The organism is Streptomyces sp. LBL (genome assembly GCF_029893585.1).
Classification (GTDB): domain Bacteria; phylum Actinomycetota; class Actinomycetes; order Streptomycetales; family Streptomycetaceae; genus Streptomyces.
The window spans coordinates 110,537-128,233 of the sequence record NZ_JARXYX010000009.1 but is presented as its reverse complement, the minus strand read 5'-3'; the positions used below and the strand labels follow the sequence as shown (position 1 = coordinate 128,233).

Sequence of the window (17,697 nt, the reverse complement as noted above, 5' to 3'; positions counted from 1 at the left end):
AAACGTGGCCCCGGGTGGCAACCGCCGCCCGGGGTTTCGTCGTCTCAAGGGGCGCACGGACCGACACCCGCACCACCTGCCGCGGCAGACGTGGTGTGCCCCACACATACGAGGAATGTGGAACGGGACGAACCGGTCGTAGCGTTGAAGTTTCATTGACGGGGACTCTCGGGGTTTTTTACGGGGACTCTCGGGGTTCTGGGGAATCGGCAACGATGGAGAAGCGTGTGATGACGGTCAGCAAGCGGAACAGGGGCCTCACGGTCGCGTCCGCACTGCTCGGCGGAGTGCTGGTGCTCTCGGCGTGTTCCAGCGGCGGCGACGACGCCTCCGCGAGCGACGGCGGGAACGGCACCTCCCAGTCCAAGGTCGACGAGGCGGCGGCCAAGAAGGCCTCCGAAGCCCAGATCACCCTCACGCCCAAGGACGGCTCGGACAACGCGTCCATCAACAACTCCGCCGCCGTCACCGTGAGCAAGGGCTCGCTCACCGACGTGTCGATGAAGACCACCGACGGCACCGAGGTCAGCGGCCAGATATCCGCGGACAAGACCAGCTGGAAACCCAGTGGCCAGCTGGAGCGGTCCACCACCTACAAGCTGACGGCGGAGGCGAAGGACTCGAAGGGCCGTGTCGCCCACGAGAACGCCTCGTTCACCACGGTCTCCCCGGCCAACAGCTTCATAGGCTCCTTCACGCCGGACGACGGCACCACCGTCGGTGTGGGCATGCCCGTGTCGATCAACTTCGACAAGGCGATCACCAACAAGGCGGCCGTCCAGAAGGGCATCACCGTCTCCACCACCAGCGGCCAGGAAGTCGTCTGCCACTGGTTCAACGCCAACCGCATGGACTGCCGGCCCGACGAGTACTGGAAGGGGAACTCCACCGTCACGCTGAAGCTCGCGCTCGACGGTGTCGAGGGCGCCTCCGGTGTCTTCGGCGTCCAGCAGAAGACGGTCACCTTCAAGATCGGCCGCAACCAGGTCACGTACGTCGACGCGAAGACCAAGCAGATGAAGGTCACGCAGGACGGAAAGACCGTCAGGAAGATCCCGATCTCCGCCGGTTCGCCCGAGAACAAGACCTACGAAGGCATCATGGTGATGCAGGAGAAGTTCAAGGAGACGCGCATGAACGGCGCGACCGTGGGCTTCACCGACGACGACGGCAAGGGCGAGTACGACATCAAGGACGTGCCGCACGCCATCCGCCTGACCAGCTCCGGCACCTTCGTGCACGGCAACTACTGGGGCGCCAAGTCCATCTTCGGCAGCGTGAACACCAGCCACGGCTGTGTGGGTCTGTCGGACACCAAGGGCGCCAACGACCCGAACACCCCGGGTGCGTGGTTCTACAACAGCTCGATGGTCGGTGACGTCGTGATCGTCCAGAACACCGGCGACAAGACGGTCGCGCCGGACAACGGCCTCAACGGCTGGAACCTCAGCTGGGCCGACTGGAAGGCCGGTTCCGCGGTCTGACCCTTTCGCGGTCCACAGCTTTTCCGATGCCGCCCTTCGGGGCGGCATCGGTGTTTTCCGGTCCGGTCGGCATGCAGCCGGGCCGCCTCTTCGGGGGGACATCTTCGCGCCACGATGCAGGGAGACGCACCGACTCCCTGAACGCCCTTTCGCCGTACGGGAGTTCAGCAGGCGCATTTCTTGTGGCCGAGGACGTTCGCCTACCCGGCGATCGTGTAACAGACCCTTCCTGTCGGGTTCCTGTGTATTGAGGTGCCTGATCATCCCCCGGCATACTGCGTGTTCGGGGGGTGTACGCGCATGCGTGCGAGATTGCCCCCGCCCGGGTGAATCGGGGAATTCGCCCGGAACTTCCGCAAGGGGGAAACTTGCACAGACAAATGAAAAGAGTGGGCGCGGCCTCTGTCGCCACGGCGGCCGCCGTCGCCCTCGCCGCGGGCATGACCAGCCCGGCGTCGGCGAAGCCCGAGCAGCGTGCGAACGGCGCTGCCCAGCTCTCGTCCCACCACCGCATCACCCTCATCACGGGTGACCGTGTCTCCGTCGACGCCTTGGGCCGTGTCGTCGCCCTGGACCGGGCGAAGGGGCGCGAGCACATACCCGTCCAGATCCGCAAGGTCGACGGGCACACGCTGGTGATCCCGGCCGACGCCGCCCGGCTGGTCTCCACCGGCAAGCTCGACCAGCGGCTCTTCGACATCACCGAGCTCGACAGGTCGGCGACCCGCGCCTCCCAGAAGAACGGCCTGAAGGTCATCGTCGGCTACCAGGGAGCCGCGACCGCCGCCAAGGCCGACGTCCGGGACGCGGGCACTCTGCGCCGCACCCTGAAGACGCTGAACGCGGACGCCGTGCAGACCTCGCACGAGGACGCGCCCGAGCTGTGGGACGCGGTCACCAACGGGGACAGGGCGGCCGCCGGGGTCGCGCACGTCTGGCTCGACGGGGTCCGCAAGGCCACCCTCGACAAGTCCGTGCCGCAGATCGGCGCCCCCAAGGCATGGGCGGCCGGCTACAACGGCAAGGGTGTCAAGATCGCCGTCCTGGACACGGGCGTCGACGCGACCCACCCGGACCTGAAGAACCAGGTCATCGAGGCCAAGAACTTCTCCTCGGCCGCCGACGCCACCGACCACTTCGGCCACGGCACCCATGTCGCGTCCATCGCGGCGGGCACCGGCGCCAAGTCCGGCGGGAAGTACACGGGCGTGGCGCCCGGCGCGCAGATCCTCAGCGGCAAGGTCCTCGACGACACCGGCTCAGGCGACGACTCCGGCATCCTCGCCGGCATGGAGTGGGCGGCCGCGCAGGGCGCCGACGTCGTCAACCTCAGCCTCGGCGGCACGGACACACCCGAGGTCGACCCGCTGGAGGCGGCGGTCAACAAGCTGTCCGCCGAAAAGGGCGTCCTCTTCGCGATCGCGGCCGGCAACTCCGGCCCGGAGTCGGTCGGTTCGCCGGGCAGCGCGGACGCCGCGCTCACGGTCGGCGCCGTCGACGACAAGGACCAGCTCGCCGAGTTCTCCTCGACCGGCCCGCGGCTCGGCGACGGGGCGATCAAGCCGGACGTCACCGCCCCGGGCGTGGACATCACGGCCGCGTCCGCCAAGGGCAGCGTGATCGAGCAGGAGGTCGGCGAGAAGCCGGCCGGCTACCTGACCATCTCGGGTACGTCGATGGCGACCCCGCATGTGGCGGGCGCCGCGGCGATCCTCAAGCAGGAGCACCCGGACTGGACGTACGCCGAACTGAAGGGCGCGTTGACCGCGTCCACCAAGGGCGGCAAGTACACCCCGTTCCAGCAGGGCTCGGGCCGGATCCAGGTCGACAGGGCCATCAAGCAGACCGTGATCGCCGACCCGGTGTCGGTGAGCTTCGGCACGCAGCAGTGGCCGCACACCGACGACAAGACGGTCACCAAGCAGCTGACGTACCGCAACCTCGGCCGGCAGGACGTCACGCTGACCCTTGGCACGACCGCCACCGACCCCAAGGGCCAGGCGGCTCCGGCGGGCTTCGTCAAGCTCGCCGCGACCAAGGTGACCGTCCCGGCGGGCGGCAAGGCGTCCGTGGACGTCACCGTCAACACCAAGCTGGGCGGCACGCTCGACGGCACGTACTCCGCGTACGTGACGGCGACCGGTGACGGCCAGAGCGTCCGTACGGCTGCGGCGGTGCAGCGTGAGGTGGAGTCGTACGATGTGACGCTCAAGCACATCGGCCGGGACGGAAAGCCGACGGACGCTTACGAAACTGTGCTCCTCGGCTACGCCGGCCTCGGCAACGGCGGGTACTACGAGGTCCCGCCGACCGCCTCCGGCACCACCACCATGCGGCTGCCCAAGGGCACCTACCTGCTGGACGCCTGGATCGCGAAGGACCTCGTCACCTTCGAGGGCGGACTCGACTGGCTGGTCCAGCCGAAGCTGAGCCTCACCAAGAACATCACGCTGACGATCGACGCCCGCAAGACCGAGGGCGCCGACATCACCGTGCCGGACACGCAGGCCAAGCAGACCGGCGCGGCCAGCGACTACTTCTACGAGCCCGCGGGCATCGGCATCGGCTTCGGCATCGACACCTTCGCCAACCTGCGCATGGCCCACCTGGGCCCGGAGGCCGCCACCGGTCTGACGCAGTCCTGGAACGGCCAGTGGACCAAGGGCGCGAACACCGAGTACGACGTGGCCACCACCGCCAAGGTCAAGACGATCCAGGGCAAGAAGGTCCGTCACTTCAAGGCGGCCGAGCTCGCCACGGTGAAGAACAACCTGGGTGCCTCCGCCCCCGGCAAGACCGGCGGACTGACCAGCCAGGGGATGTTCCCCGAGGACTCCATCCTCGGCCTCCCGGTGGCGCAGAAGCTGCGGGGCGCTCGCACGCTGTACCTGTCGACCTCCGACAAGATCCAGTGGAGCTTCGACTTCGAGCAGTACGGCGGCAAGGACGCAAACGGTCTCACAGTCCCGGACGCGTTCTACACACTGGGCAACCCGCAGACCTTCAAGGCGGGCCAGAAGTACACGAAGACCTTCAACACGGCGGTCTTCGGCCCGCACCTGAACACGGACTACGGGCTCTTCCGCGAGGGCAACGAGATCTACGGGCTCGTGCCGCTGTTCGCCGACGGGGCCGGGCACGCCGGTTCCTCGGACTTCACCGCGGTCGCCACCTCGCTGTACCGCAACGGCACCAAGGTCGGCACCAACGCCGACCCGCTGTTCGGCGGAGGGATCTTCAAGGTCCCGGCCGGTGACGCCGAGTACAAGCTGACCACGTCGGTCAAACGGAGCGTCAAGGTCGCGGCCGCCTCCACCCGGATCGACGCGAGCTGGACCTTCCGCTCGAAGAAGCCGGCCGGTGTGAACGGGGTCCAGCTGCCGGCCTCCACGGTCCGCTTCAACGCCGCGACGGGCCTGGACAGCCGCGTCGAGGCCAACAAGACGGCGATGTTCCCGGTCACCCTCGAGGGCGCGGCCAAGGGCTCCAACCTGAAGTCCCTGACGGTGTACGTGTCGTACGACTACGGCCAGACCTGGAAGAAGCTTCAGGTCAAGAACGGCAAGATCACCGCGAAGAACCCGGCGAGGGGGAAGGCCATCTCCTTCCACGCCAAGATCACCGACAAGAAGGGCAACAAGTCGACGATCTCGATCTACAACGCGTACTACGGGAAGTAGCCGCACGTAGTGGTACATGACGGCTCGTGGTAGTTCGTAGTAGTTCGTAGTAGTTCGTAGTAGTTAGCGGTAGTTCGTAGTGGTGCGACGAGGTGGTCGTACGACGCCGAATAGGCCGTGAGCGAAAGGCCTGCCGGGGACGCAGCTTCCGGCAGGCCTTTCGTGTTTCTGTGGGCGCATGACGACTCAGACGGTCGAATACATCCGGTACCGCATCCCCGAAGAACAGTCGGCGGAATTCCTGGCCGCCTACTCCCGCGCCGCGGCCCAGCTGTCGGCGGCACCGCAGTGCGTCGACTACGAACTGGCGCGCTGCGAGGAGGACTTCGAGCACTACATCCTGCGCATCACGTGGACCTCGACCGAGGACCATGTCGAAGGCTTCCGGAAGTCCGAGCTGTTTCCCGGCTTCCTCGCCGAGATCCGGCCGTACATCCCGAGCATCCAGGAAATGCGGCACTACAAGCCGACCTCGGTCCACGGCACCGGCTCCGCGCTTCCCACCCTCTACGAATGGGCGGGCGGTGCGGAGGCCTTCGCCCGGCTGACGTCGGTCTTCTACGACAAGGTCCTCCGGGACGACCTGTTGGCGCCGGTGTTCGAGGGCCTCGCCCCCGAGCACGCCCAGCACGTGGCCCTGTGGCTCGCCGAGGTCTTCGGCGGCCCGCCCGGCTACTCCGAGACCCAGGGCGGCCACGGCCACATGGTCGCCAAGCACATGGGCCGGGGCATCACCGAGGTCCAGCGCCGCCGCTGGGTCAACCTGATCCAGGACGCGGCGGACGAGGCGGATCTCCCCACCGACGCCGAGTTCCGCTCGGCCTTTCTCGCCTATGTGGAGTGGGGCACGCGGCTGGCGGTCCACTTCTCGGGCCCGGAGGCGAAGCCGCCGGCGGAGCAGCCGATGCCGCGGTGGCACTGGGGGGCGGCACCGCCGTACCGAGGCTGACCGGCGGGTGACCAGCGTGCGGGTCGCACGACTCACCGGCCGGTCTCACGCCCCCCGTGCCGGTCTCACGCCCCCCGTGCCGGTCTCACGCCCCCCGTGCCGGTCGCACCCTGACACCTCACAGGATGTGCCCGCCTCCGTTCGGTGCCAGGGTCGGGGCCCATCGGCAATCGAACGGAGGACCCATGCAGACGTCAGGACTCCTCAGGTCCCGGGCCCGGTCCGCGTCCGTCGCGGGGGCGGCCGCGGTGCTGCTCGCCGGCGCCGGACTGCTCGCCGCCTCACCCGCGCAGGCCGCCCCGCGTCCCTGCCCCGGCGCCGGCCCGGGCGACCCGGCCCGCTGCGCCCAGGTCGTCGGCATCGACCCGGGTTCGGCCCTGGTGATGCGCACCGCACCCCGCTACAGCGCCGGCCCGGTGGCCCGTTACGGCAACGGCCAGTGGCTGGAGGTCGAGTGCTGGACCACCGGCGACCCGGACGCGGACGGTCACGGCTACCGCTACTGGATGCGCGTGTCCACGGCAAGCGCCTCGGGCTTCGTCAACGACTGGTACCTGGACACCGGCGGCCCGAGCACCTGGAAGCCGCTCCTGCCGCAGTGCTGAACGGCACGTTTTGAACGGCGCGTCCTGAACCGGCGCGTCCTGAACCGGCGGCTCACCGCACGGCGCCGTCAGGCCGACGGCGCCGACGTCCCCGTCCCCGCCGACGTCCCCGCCGACGTCCCCGTCCCCGCTCGTGTCGCGTCCGTGCCCCAGCTGGCCAGGAGGTGCAGGGCTTCCGCGGACGGTGAACCCGGCTCCGCGTGGTACGTCACCAGTGACTGCTCGTGGTCGGCCATCATGCTGAACGACTCGAAGTTGAGGTCGAGTTCGCCGACGAGCGGATGCCGCAGCCGCTTTATCCCGTGGCTCTTCTCCTTGACGTCATGAGTGGCCCACAGTTGCCGGAACTCCTTGCTTTTCACGGAGAGTTCGCCCACCAGCGCGGACAGCCGCGGATCGTCCGGCTGGAAGCCGGCGTCCATGCGCAGCGCGCAGACGATGTCGATCGCCTTCTGCTCCCAGTCCACGAACAGATCGCGGTACTCGGGACGAAGGAACACCAGTCGCGCCCAGTTCCGCTCCGCCGGCGGCAGCTCCGCCCAGTCGCCGAAGACCGCCGCGGCCATCCGGTTCCACACCAGGATGTCCGAGTGCCGCCCCACGACGTAGGCCGGCACGCCGTCCATCGAGTCCAGCAGCGTCCGCAGCGCGCCTCGCACCTGCTGGGTACGGGCGGCCGGCTTCTTCTTGTTCTGCTTCGGCTTCGCCAGATGCGTGAGGTGGGAGTGCTCGGCGTCGGTCAGCCGCAGCGCGCGGGCGATGGAGTCGAGGACCTCCGCCGACACGTTGCGTCCGTTGCCCTGCTCCAGGCGTGTGTAGTACGCCACAGACACCCCGGCCAGCTGCGCCAGCTCCTCGCGGCGCAGCCCCGGCACCCGCCGGTGCCGTCCGAAGTCCGGTAGCCCCACATCCTCCGGCTTCAGCCGGGCCCGCCGGGTGTGCAGGAACTCGCTGAGCTCGGCACGCCGGTCCAGCGCGCCGCCGGCGGGCTCCGGCGCAGATTCGGGGTATTCGTCCATGTCTCAAGTATTCACGGTCGTACGTACACCAGCCTGACCCCGCCAGTGGTACGAACAGCGAACGTAGGCTGAACCATGACCTGGGTGAAGGCCGGACATTCGGGCATGCTGGGCTTGTGCCCGGTCGGAAGAAGACATCGGAAGTCCCAAAAGACATCGGAAGTCCCAAAAGACATCAGAAGTCGGAAAAGACACGGGAAGATGACGGCCGGGCCCACAACCCTCGCTAGGAGAACCACCGCATGACCACTGTTGCCGCGTACGCCGCATCCGCCGCCAAGGCTCCGCTGGAGCGCACCACCATCGAGCGCCGCGCGGTCCGCGAGTTCGATGTGCTGATCGACATCAAGTTCGCCGGTATCTGTCACTCCGACATCCACCAGGCCAGGGAGGGCTGGGGCGAGGCGATCTTCCCGATGGTCCCCGGCCACGAGATCGCGGGCGTCGTCTCCGAGGTCGGTCCCGGCGTCACCAAGTTCCAGGTCGGCGACCGCGTGGGCGTCGGCTGTCTCGTCGACTCCTGCCGTGAGTGCGACAACTGCAAGGCCGGCCTGGAGCAGCACTGCACCGGCGGCGGCTCGGTCGGCACGTACAACGCCATCGGCAAGGACGGCGAGCCCACCTACGGCGGCTACTCCGAGAAGGTCGTCGTCGACGAGAACTTCGTCGTCCGCGTCCCCGAGGGCCTGGCCCTCGACGAGGCCGCCCCGCTCCTCTGCGCCGGCATCACCACGTACTCCCCGCTCAAGCAGTGGGGTGCGGGTCCCGGCAAGAAGGTCGCCGTGATCGGCCTGGGCGGCCTCGGCCACATGGGCGTCAAGATCGCGCACGCGCTGGGTGCCGAGGTCACCGTCCTCTCCCAGTCCCTGCGCAAGAAGGACGACGGCCTGAAGCTGGGCGCCGACCACTACTACGCCACCAGCGACCCGAAGACGTTCGAGGAGCTCGCCGGCACCTTCGACCTCATCGTCTCCACGGTCTCGGCGCCGCTGGACTTCGGCGCGTACCTGAGCCTGCTCAAGACGGGCGGCGCCCTGGTGAACGTGGGCGCCCCGGAGGAGCCCGTCGCCCTCAACCTGTTCTCCCTCATCGGCGGCAACAAGACCCTCGCCGGTTCGGCGATCGGCGGCATCGCCGAGACCCAGGAGATGCTGGACTTCTGCGCCGCCCACAAGATCGGCGCGGAGATCGAACTGATCGGCGCGTCCGAGATAAACGAGGCGTACGAGCGGGTACTCGCGAGCGATGTGCGGTACCGGTTCGTGATCGACACGGCGACCATCTGAGCGTCCGCTGACAGGCCCCGGTGGGTGACCGACGCTGTTCGGTGATCCGCGGGGCCTTCCGCGTGCCGCCGTACGCCGCCGCCCCCTGTCGTCAGCCCTCTGTCGTCGGCCCTCTGTCGTCGACCGGATCACGTTCCGACGACGGAGGCTTCGACCGGCGGCCCGTGCGGATGCCTCATACGGGCTCTTCGCCGTGAACCTGCTTGCTGAGCAGGGAAGTTCGCGCAGCCATCCAGGGGTAGGGGCGTTCCTCGGGCAGCAGCCGGGCGGCGGAGTCCAGGTCACCGTCGCTGACGAGGGCATGGATCTCGTGGGCGAGCGGGGTCACGTCGCTGATGGAGACCGTCCACTCGTCCGCGTAGCGACGTACGGCCTCACCGGAGAGCCCGAGTTGCAGGGAGCGGTACGGCAGGGGCCGCAGCCGCAGATCACGCTCGGGGTCCCACTGGATCCGGGCCGGTGAGCGTTTCAACCGGCGTTGCCAGGAACTGCGGTCGGCATGCAGTCCAGGGACGTAACTCGACAGGCACGCGTTGCCCAGCGCCCACTCGAAGCCCTCGCGAGTGATCTCGACGGCGAGCACGGTCTCCTGCAGCGGCTTCGTGCCCCAGCCGCAGCGGTACATCATCCACAGGAACGACGGTTTGATCCACGTCATCCTGTCCCGCTTCCACGCGGCGGGGAAACGGCCCTCGCGGACGGCGGGCCGGCCGATTTCCGGGGAGTACGCCTGGTAGACGGTGATCGTCGATTCCGCGTAGGCCGCACGAATCCTGTGTTTTTCGCGGTGCGGTTCTTCCATGGCGTACAGCGTGGGGCCGGCCGGCGGAGACGGGCCACTGATTTTCGCCTGCCGCTCGCTACGACGCAGACCTCCGGTGCCGGAGCCCCCTCCCTTCGACGGCACACCGCAACGCCCGTCAGCCTCAAAACCCGTCCCGCATCCCCAGTTGACGATCTAGTCTTCTGGCGAATGCTCTGAGCCGGGGTGGAGGGCTCGAGTGAAGCCTTTGAGCCGGCGGAGACCTGAGCTGCGCGCGCTCGACGAACAAACGGGTGGAGAAAACAGTGGTTCGCCCCTCACGGGTCGGTATAGCTATTGCCATGCTCATGGCGTTCTTGCCGCTCGCCGCCTGCGGGTCCGGGCAGGGCTCCCGGGCAGGCGCGGCGTCGGAAGAGCGCAGGACGTCCGGTGTGCAGGACAAGCCGTTGAGCAAGGCGGACCTGGAGCGGGCGGCGGTCACGGCCACGGATCTCGACGGTTACGACGTCAACCCGGTCCTGACCGCCACCTTTGCGTCCCGCAGGACGGCGGACCCCGCCGAATGCACGCCCGTCGTTCAGGCACTGGGCGGAAGCAGCGGCTTCACAGCCGCCGCTCGCACCGGTCGGGTGATCTTCTCGAAGAAGCACGGCCCCGGAGCAACCGTGATCCTTTCGTCCCACGGCGCCGGGGATGCCGCGCGGGTGATCGACGCGTTCCGCACGGCCGCCAAGCGGTGCGAGACCTTCAAGGACATCCGGGCGGACTTCCGCTACGACGAGGCCGAACTCCAGCCCGACCCCGGCTACGGCGACGAATCCGTGTCCCTGCGGCTCACACAGCTCGCGGCGGACAGCGAGGACGAGGAGCCCGTCCGGGTTCCCTATGCGGTGGTCGCCGTTCGACAGGGGGCGACGGTCGCCATGTTCTACGCGTTCGACCTCCCCCGAGGGCCAGGGGGTAAGGGCCCGGCTGTCGTACCGGAAGCGATCATCAGGACACAGCTGGCCAGGCTCGGCAAGCCGCAGCTTTCCCAATGATCGTGGTCAAGCGCGGGTGGGGAGGTCTGCGCGGTGTCACGGGTGGGGAGGGTCGCGGGGCGTGACGGGGAAGAGGGTGTGACCCAGTGGGCTTACTCAGGCTGGGTTGAGTACGTGCGCTCATGTCCGGCAGCCCCTGCGCGGCGAGTATTGGTGAAGCGGCGCAGTTGAGGCGCCGGAACGATCCAGCTGAGACACCTACGGAGAATCTCATGTCCCGACGTATTGGTCTGTCCGTGGCCGCCGGCGTAGTCGTCCTCGGTGGCGCCGGTGCCTTCGCTCTCGCCTACGCCGGGGAGCAGCCTCCGGCGCTGGCGCACAGTACTGCCCGCTACACCGCTCCCGAGAACGACCGCGACGGCTCGTTGACCTTCGTCACCGATGTCACGGCGTCCTCCGGTGTCAAGAGCGTGAAGGTGCTGGCATGGCCGGAGAAGTCGCCCTTCGCCAAGAAGGAGCTGACCGCCAACGACATGGCCGCCGTGGACCCGGCCGTCTGCAAGCCCTCCGGGGAGGACACCGCGCGCTGCACCTACACCGCCAAGGTCACCGGTTCCGATGCGGAGTCGTCCCCGCGCGGTGTCTGGCACGTCGCTGTCCTGGCCACCGCGCAGGACGGCAGCACGACCCTGGACCGCGAGGCGGCCGGCTTCACCGTCAGGTGACCCTGACGGTGAACGTCAGGTGACCCGGACGCGCACGTGATCCAGGGCGAGTACGTGATCCCAGGGCAAGTACGTGATTCAGGGCGAGTGCGTGATTCAGGGCGAGTGCGGGCGACGACGCGCGCCCGCCCGCACTTCCCTGGCTTGTTCTTCTTGTTCTTCTTGTTCTTCGACGCTGAGCTGGGCAGGCGGGGGCCGGGTCGACGATGGTCAGTTGGGGTTGTCCGCGTGCGTGAGGGTCGTCCAGGCGTTGAAGTAGTTGTCCGTGCCGGAGGGCCGGTGTGCCTCGGTGTACTTCTGGGTGTTGGCCATGCTGATGCCGAGGCGGTTGTGGAGAGCGTTCAGGCCGACCTCCGTGACCCGGTCGAGGCCCTTGCTGACCGAGCCGCCGCACAACCAGGAAGGTACGGCGGTGCCGTTCTCGTAGGAGGTGTGGAAGCCCAGTGTGTAGCGCAGCCGGTCCTGGATCTTCGGATAGAGGTCCTGGCCCTGGATGCGGCTGGTTTCCGCGATGTCCGCTATGGAGGCGATGCCCCAGCCGGTGTGCCCGAAGTCGCGGCACGTCTCCTGGGCGAGGCCGTCGGCGAACGTGGTCTGGCCCTGCCAGTACTTGATGATCTCGGCGCTGGTGTCGATGCTGCTGCCGGCCGGCGGCTTGGGCAGGTCGCCGTCACCGGTCAGGTAGACATACGCGGGGACGCGTGCGAGGTAGGTGCTGACCGCCTTGTCGTAGCTGGTGCGGTCCTCGAGGAAGACCGAGATGCCGATCGCCGCCTCGGTCATGACCAGTTCCCAGTTGCCGTTCTTGGTCGCTGCGCCGTTGATCACCTCGGGCAGGTACACGGTGCGAAGCATGGTGGCGAAGCGGTTGGCGCCCGTCCAGCCGCCGTCGTACGTGTACTTGATGATCTCGGCGGCGCGCGGCCAGGTCGATCCGGCCCAGCCGGTCTGCAGGGGGGCGTTGCTGTTGGTGTGGTCGGTGATGGTCGCGGACCAGGCGTCCATGATCTCGATCGACTTCTTGGCGTATCTGCTGTCCCGGGTGAAGTACCAGGCGAGCGCGTCGGTGTAGGCCGCGATGGCGTCCTGACGTTCGTCGGTGCAGCCGTAGTTGGGGTTGGACGACGATCCGCACTCCACGACGGCTCGCGGTTTGGCGGTACGTGACAGCGAGGCGTAGGAGCTGGACATCATGCCGTCGTACGCGGCCTTCCACGGCTGCTGGCCGGCCTGAACCTTTGACCGGGCGTAGTCGAGTTGGGCCCGGCTCACGAGTACGCCGGGGTGGGTGAAGGCGGTCGGTGCGGCGGTCGGAGCGGCCGTCGCCTGTGGGGCCGGGCCGGTGAGCTGAAGACTCAGCAGGCCGGCCATCAGGGCCAGGACACTCAACAGGGCGGTTCTGGTTCGCGTCATCCGATGACCTCTTCTGTTCACGAATGAGAACTCAGTTCCGAATACGGAAAGATTGGCCTGGACCATAAGGAATCTCCGTGTGCATGTCAATGCATGGGGCGACCCGTTCATGGAGAGTCGGTCCCGAACGGCGACGAAGACCCGGCACCCGCGACCGGCTGCGGGGTGAAGCGGCCCGGCGGCCCTGTGAGAGGGCGAGGAGTTCGTCTCCAGAGGAACATGGGCGTTCCTCGGGCAGCGGCTGGGCGGGCACGGAATCGCTGGGAACCCTCGCGCGTTGAGGAGAGCGGGCAGGGGATGCCGGTGGTGTATGTGCCGAGCAGCCCGAGCGACCGAGCTGACAGAAATTGGAGGGGCCGTAATGGCTGCGCAGACGCAGAGGGCCGTGCTGGCGGGCGGATGCTTCTGGGGGATGGAGGAGCTGATCCGCCGCCTTCCGGGTGTGACGGCGACCCGGGTCGGATACACCGGGGGTGACGTGCCGAACGCGACGTACCGTAACCACGGTACGCACGCGGAGGCCATTGAGATCCTTTTCGACCCCGAGAAGACCGACTACCGCGCGATCCTGGAGTTCTTCTTCCAGATCCACGACCCCAGCACCAGCAATCGCCAGGGCAACGACATCGGCCTCAGCTACCGTTCGGCGATCTACTACACGGACGATGAGCAGAAGCGGATCGCCGAGGACACGATCGCTGATGTGGACGCCTCCGGACTCTGGCCGGGGAAGGTCGTCACGGAGGTGGAGCCGGTCGGCCCCTTCTGGGAGGCCGAGCCCGAGCACCAGGACTATCTGCAGCGTTACCCGAGCGGCTACACCTGCCACTTCCCGCGCCCGGGTTGGCGGCTGCCCGCCCGCACGGAGGGCTGACCGGGAGGCGGCTCGGCGGAGGGTGGAGGCTGAGGGCGGAGGCGGGCCGGCCCAGGGTCCGTGGCTGGGCCGCTGTTGCACTCGCGGGGCCGTCGTTTGCAACCGCGGGGCCGTCGTCACCCGCTGCGGACCGGGGCGCCGCTGCATGGCGGTGTTTGTCAGCCCCTCGGCCACCGGAGGCAGCGACGGGGCCACACCTGCGTAGCCCTGAGTCCTAGTTAGGACGGGACAGCGGCGTCGGCCTCCGACTCGTCCGTCTCCGGATCCGGTGACGGTTCGCGGAGCTGATCGCGCACATAGTTCCAGACCACTGCGATCAGCGCGGCGATCGGTACAGCGAGCAGACTGCCCACGATGCCGGCCAGGCTGCCGCCCAACGTCACCGCCAGCAGGACCGCTGCCGCGTGGAGGCCGAGCCCGCGACTTTGGATCATGGGCTGGAACACGTTGCCTTCCAGCTGCTGCACCACGACGATGATGGCCAGCACGATCAGCGCGTCCGTCAGGCCGTTGGAGACCAGCGCGATAAGAACCGCGACGAAACCGGCGAACAGCGCACCGATGATCGGCACGAACGCGGAGACGAAGGTCAGCACCGCCAGCGGGAGCACCAGCGGTACCCCCAGAACCCACAGGCCCAGGCCGATCAGGACGGCGTCGAGCAGGCCGACAGCCGCCTGGGAACGCACGAACGCCCCCAGGGTGTCCCAGCCCCGCGCGGCCACGACCGGGACGTCGGTGGCGAGCCGACCGGGCAGCTGACGGGCGAGCCACGGCAGGAACCGCGGGCCGTCCTTGAGGAAGAAGAACATCAGGAAGAGGGCCAGGACGGCCGTGACCAAGCCGTTCACCACGGTGCTCACTCCCGTGACGACAGCGCCCACCATGCTGCCGAGGCCGTCCTGCGCGCGGGAGACCCCGGAGTCGAAGGCCTTGTTGATCTGGGCGTCGCCGATGTTCAACGGCGGCCCGGCGGCCCACTCGCGCAACTTCTGGATGCCCTCGCCCACGCCGTCGGTCAGATCGCCGGACTGGGATGCCACCGGTACCGCGATCAGCGCCACGATGCCCAGGCCGACCAGGAGGAACAGCACCGTCACGACCGATGCGGCGAGGGCGGGTCTCCACCCGTGACGACGCAGGAAACGGGTCGGTGGCCAGGTCAGTGTGGTCAGAAGCAGGCCGACCACGAGCGGCCAGACGACCGACCACATCTGGCCCAGGACCCACAACGTCACCGCGAGCATCAGGAATATGAGCAGCAACTCCACGGAGACACGCGCCGACGTGCGGAGCGCGCCGCGGACTCTCGTGGAACTCAAGGTGGCAGTCACGGGTGCACCCTATGGGTACTCACGTCATACGAAAAACCGCAGATCGGACGGGTCTCGCGCACGCTCAGCGGGGCAGCGTCGCGGGGCTTCCGCCGTTCGCCTCGTAGCCCGCGACCGCGAGGGCCCGGTACACCGCGAACTCGGCGGCCGGGTCGGCGGACAGGGTCCAGGGCAGGGCGCCGACGTGGCCGTCGATGTGCAGGAGCTGGCTCATCGCCTCGGCCCAGCGCTCGGAGCGGACCAGGAAGAAGACCAGGAGGTGGCGGACGTGCGCCAGCATCGGGTCACCGGGCCGGGAGGAGTGCACGGCGTGCAGCGCGCCGTGGATCGCCTTGGTCACGACCTCGCTCTGGTAGAAGCCGCTGACCAGGTTCACCTCGGGGAGGTGCTCGAAGACCGCGAAGAGCGGCATGGCGGCGAGCAGCGAGCCCCGGGGAGCGCGGGCGGCCGCCGCCTCGGCGAAGTCGTACGCCAGTTCGCGCGAGCCGTGCCACTTCTCGCACCAGTAGTGCAGTGCGGCCAGATGCGCCCCCATGTGGTTCGGGGCGCGGTCCAGGATCTTCAGCCACAGCTGCTCGAACTCCGGCCGGGGATACGCCAGTCCACGCGCCACGGACAGCTCGATGATGTACGGGACCGGGTCGCCGGGCGCCAGCAGCGCCGCCGCACCGCACGCCGCCCTCGCCTCCTCCATGATGATCCGGAACTCGTCCGTTCCGGGTGTCGCTGTCCGCCACGCCTGCTGGACCAGGAACTCCGCGTGCACCGCCGCGCCACCCGCGTCCTTGGGCGCCTCGGCCCGCCACACTCTGAGCCACTGCCCGCCCGGTGTCTCGCTGACCCCGCCGGGCCGCTGCCGCAGCTCCAGCGACGCGGCGCCGGCGAAGGCCTGCACGCGCTGCCAGCGCAGCTCGCCCTCGCTCTCCGTGCCCGCGAGGAGTTGCGCGGCCGCGTGATGGTCCTGCGTGCGCTGCACCAGGTCCAGGACGTCCAACAGGTCCTGGTCGGGGCCCGGCATCCGGATGTCCAGCTCCTCCTGCTGCGCGAATCCGTAGTCCGCCGGGTCCGCGGCGTCCGGGTGGCCCGGATGGACCTGCTCGATCATGCCGCGCCTGCGCCGCAGGAAGGGGAGCAGCACGAAGCCGAACAGGACCAGCGCCATCAGCACCCAGAGAATTTCCATGTCCCAAGGGTTCCAGACGCCTGTGACAATTGGCCAACCCGGTCCGCGGCCTGTGGATAACCGCGGATGACTTCCTCCACGGCCCCTCGTGCCGGACCCGGTGCTGACCCCGCGACGGCCCCCATGCCGACCCTGTACTGGCCCCCCGTGCCTGCCCGTGTCGACCCAGCTGCGCCGACTCGCCGTCCGCCATCGCTTGCGCAGGCGCACTACCCTCGGTGCCCATGAGCGACAGGCACATCAGTCAGCATTTCGAGACCCTCGCGATCCACGCGGGCAACACCGCGGATCCCCTCACCGGCGCGGTCGTCCCGCCCATCTACCAGGTTTCGACCTACAAGCAGGACGGAGTCGGCGGCCTGCGCGGCGGCTACGAGTACAGCCGCAGCGCCAACCCGACGCGCACCGCCCTGGAGGAGAACCTCGCGGCCCTGGAGGGCGGCCGCCGAGGCCTCGCGTTCGCATCCGGACTGGCGGCCGAGGACTGCCTGTTGCGTACGCTGCTCAGCCCCGGCGACCACGTGGTCATCCCCAACGACGCGTACGGCGGCACGTTCCGTCTGTTCGCCAAGGTCGTCTCCCGGTGGGGGGTGGAGTGGTCGGTCGCCGACACCGCCGACCCCGCTGCCGTACGGGCCGCGATCACCCCGAAGACCAAGGCCGTGTGGGTGGAGACCCCCTCCAACCCGCTGCTCGGCATCACCGACATCGCCGCCGTCGCCCAGGTCGCCCACGAGGCGGGCGCCCGGCTCGTCGTCGACAACACCTTCGCCACGCCCTACCTGCAGCAGCCGCTGTCGCTCGGCGCGGACGTCGTCGTGCACTCGCTGACCAAGTACATGGGCGGCCACTCGGACGTCGTCGGCGGCGCCCTCGTCGTCGGTGACCCGGAGCTGGGGGAGGAGCTGGCGTACCACCAGAACTCGATGGGCGCGGTCGCCGGGCCCTTCGACTCCTGGCTGGTGCTGCGCGGCACCAAGACGCTGTCGGTGCGCATGGACCGGCACAGCGAGAACGCCACCCAGGTCGCCGACATGCTGACCCGGCACGCGCGCGTGACGAACGTTCTGTACCCGGGTCTGCCGGAGCACCCCGGTCACGAGGTCGCCGCCAAGCAGATGCGGGCCTTCGGCGGCATGGTCTCCTTCCGGGTGGAAGGCGGCGAGGAGGCGGCCGTCGAGGTCTGCAACCGCGCCAAGGTCTTCACGCTGGGTGAGTCCCTGGGCGGAGTCGAGTCACTGATCGAGCACCCCGGACGCATGACGCACGCCTCCGCGGCCGGCTCGGCCCTGGAGGTGCCCGCCGATCTCGTCCGCCTCTCCGTGGGCATCGAGAACGTCGAGGACCTCCTGGACGACCTGCGCCAGGCGCTCGGTTAGGCCACGGCCGGTCCGTCGTACGT

At 68.6% G+C, this 17,697-nt stretch carries 14 protein-coding genes; 9 read left to right on the top strand and 5 right to left on the bottom strand.

Annotated features, from left to right (window positions below):
- Window positions 1-230: 230 nt before the first annotated feature.
- The 4 genes from M2271_RS13340 to M2271_RS13325 all read left to right on the top strand — a co-directional run bounded on the left by M2271_RS13340 (window position 231) and on the right by M2271_RS13325 (window position 6,718).
- Entirely contained in the window at window positions 231-1,484 is a 1,254-nt protein-coding gene (locus tag M2271_RS13340; protein WP_280887383.1) for an Ig-like domain-containing protein, read from the top strand.
- A 380-nt stretch (window positions 1,485-1,864) separates the two neighbouring features.
- Window positions 1,865-5,164, top strand: coding sequence for a S8 family serine peptidase (locus M2271_RS13335; protein WP_280887382.1), 3,300 nt, complete (start codon window positions 1,865-1,867; stop codon window positions 5,162-5,164).
- A 178-nt stretch (window positions 5,165-5,342) separates the two neighbouring features.
- The gene (locus M2271_RS13330) at window positions 5,343-6,113 is read left to right on the top strand and encodes an antibiotic biosynthesis monooxygenase (protein WP_280887381.1); all 771 of its coding nucleotides are present in this window, start codon (window positions 5,343-5,345) and stop codon (window positions 6,111-6,113) included.
- A gap of 185 nt (window positions 6,114-6,298) precedes the next feature.
- Complete coding sequence (locus M2271_RS13325; protein WP_280887380.1) at window positions 6,299-6,718, top strand: hypothetical protein; 420 nt, start codon at window positions 6,299-6,301, stop codon at window positions 6,716-6,718.
- Window positions 6,719-6,786: 68 nt separating this feature from the next.
- On the opposite strand, the gene M2271_RS13320 is transcribed toward M2271_RS13325, so the two are convergent.
- Entirely contained in the window at window positions 6,787-7,737 is a 951-nt protein-coding gene (locus M2271_RS13320; protein WP_280887379.1) for a helix-turn-helix transcriptional regulator, read from the bottom strand.
- 242 nt (window positions 7,738-7,979) lie between these two features.
- Here M2271_RS13320 and M2271_RS13315 point away from each other — a divergent pair, with 242 nt between their 5' ends.
- Window positions 7,980-9,023, top strand: coding sequence for an NAD(P)-dependent alcohol dehydrogenase (locus M2271_RS13315; RefSeq protein WP_280887378.1), 1,044 nt, complete (start codon window positions 7,980-7,982; stop codon window positions 9,021-9,023).
- Window positions 9,024-9,198: 175 nt separating this feature from the next.
- Here M2271_RS13315 and M2271_RS13310 read toward each other — a convergent pair whose 3' ends face one another.
- Window positions 9,199-9,825 carry a DUF4291 domain-containing protein gene (locus tag M2271_RS13310; protein WP_280887377.1) on the bottom strand — a complete coding sequence of 209 codons (627 nt, stop codon included), beginning with the start codon at window positions 9,823-9,825 and terminating at the stop codon, window positions 9,199-9,201.
- A gap of 308 nt (window positions 9,826-10,133) precedes the next feature.
- On the opposite strand from M2271_RS13310, the gene M2271_RS13305 reads away from it, so the two are divergent.
- Complete coding sequence (locus M2271_RS13305) at window positions 10,134-10,826, top strand: hypothetical protein (RefSeq protein WP_280887376.1); 693 nt, start codon at window positions 10,134-10,136, stop codon at window positions 10,824-10,826.
- A gap of 212 nt (window positions 10,827-11,038) precedes the next feature.
- Window positions 11,039-11,491 (top strand): DUF5707 domain-containing protein, encoded by a 453-nt coding sequence (locus M2271_RS13300; protein WP_280887375.1) that lies wholly within the window; start codon window positions 11,039-11,041, stop codon window positions 11,489-11,491.
- A gap of 210 nt (window positions 11,492-11,701) precedes the next feature.
- On the opposite strand, the gene M2271_RS13295 is transcribed toward M2271_RS13300, so the two are convergent.
- Complete coding sequence (locus tag M2271_RS13295; RefSeq protein ID WP_280887374.1) at window positions 11,702-12,904, bottom strand: alginate lyase family protein; 1,203 nt, start codon at window positions 12,902-12,904, stop codon at window positions 11,702-11,704.
- 361 nt (window positions 12,905-13,265) lie between these two features.
- Here M2271_RS13295 and msrA point away from each other — a divergent pair, with 361 nt between their 5' ends.
- A complete protein-coding gene (gene msrA / locus M2271_RS13290) occupies window positions 13,266-13,778 on the top strand; it encodes a peptide-methionine (S)-S-oxide reductase MsrA (protein ID WP_280887373.1) in 513 nt (170 codons plus the stop codon).
- A gap of 218 nt (window positions 13,779-13,996) precedes the next feature.
- On the opposite strand, the gene M2271_RS13285 is transcribed toward msrA, so the two are convergent.
- Together M2271_RS13285 and M2271_RS13280 are read right to left on the bottom strand one after the other, a co-directional pair.
- The gene (locus M2271_RS13285) at window positions 13,997-15,112 is read right to left on the bottom strand and encodes an AI-2E family transporter (RefSeq protein ID WP_280887372.1); all 1,116 of its coding nucleotides are present in this window, start codon (window positions 15,110-15,112) and stop codon (window positions 13,997-13,999) included.
- 64 nt (window positions 15,113-15,176) lie between these two features.
- Window positions 15,177-16,295: a hypothetical protein gene (locus M2271_RS13280; RefSeq protein ID WP_280887371.1), complete on the bottom strand. Its 1,119-nt coding sequence runs from the start codon at window positions 16,293-16,295 to the stop codon at window positions 15,177-15,179.
- Window positions 16,296-16,519: 224 nt separating this feature from the next.
- Here M2271_RS13280 and M2271_RS13275 point away from each other — a divergent pair, with 224 nt between their 5' ends.
- Entirely contained in the window at window positions 16,520-17,674 is a 1,155-nt protein-coding gene (locus tag M2271_RS13275) for a cystathionine gamma-synthase (protein WP_280887370.1), read from the top strand.
- Window positions 17,675-17,697: the final 23 nt, after the last annotated feature.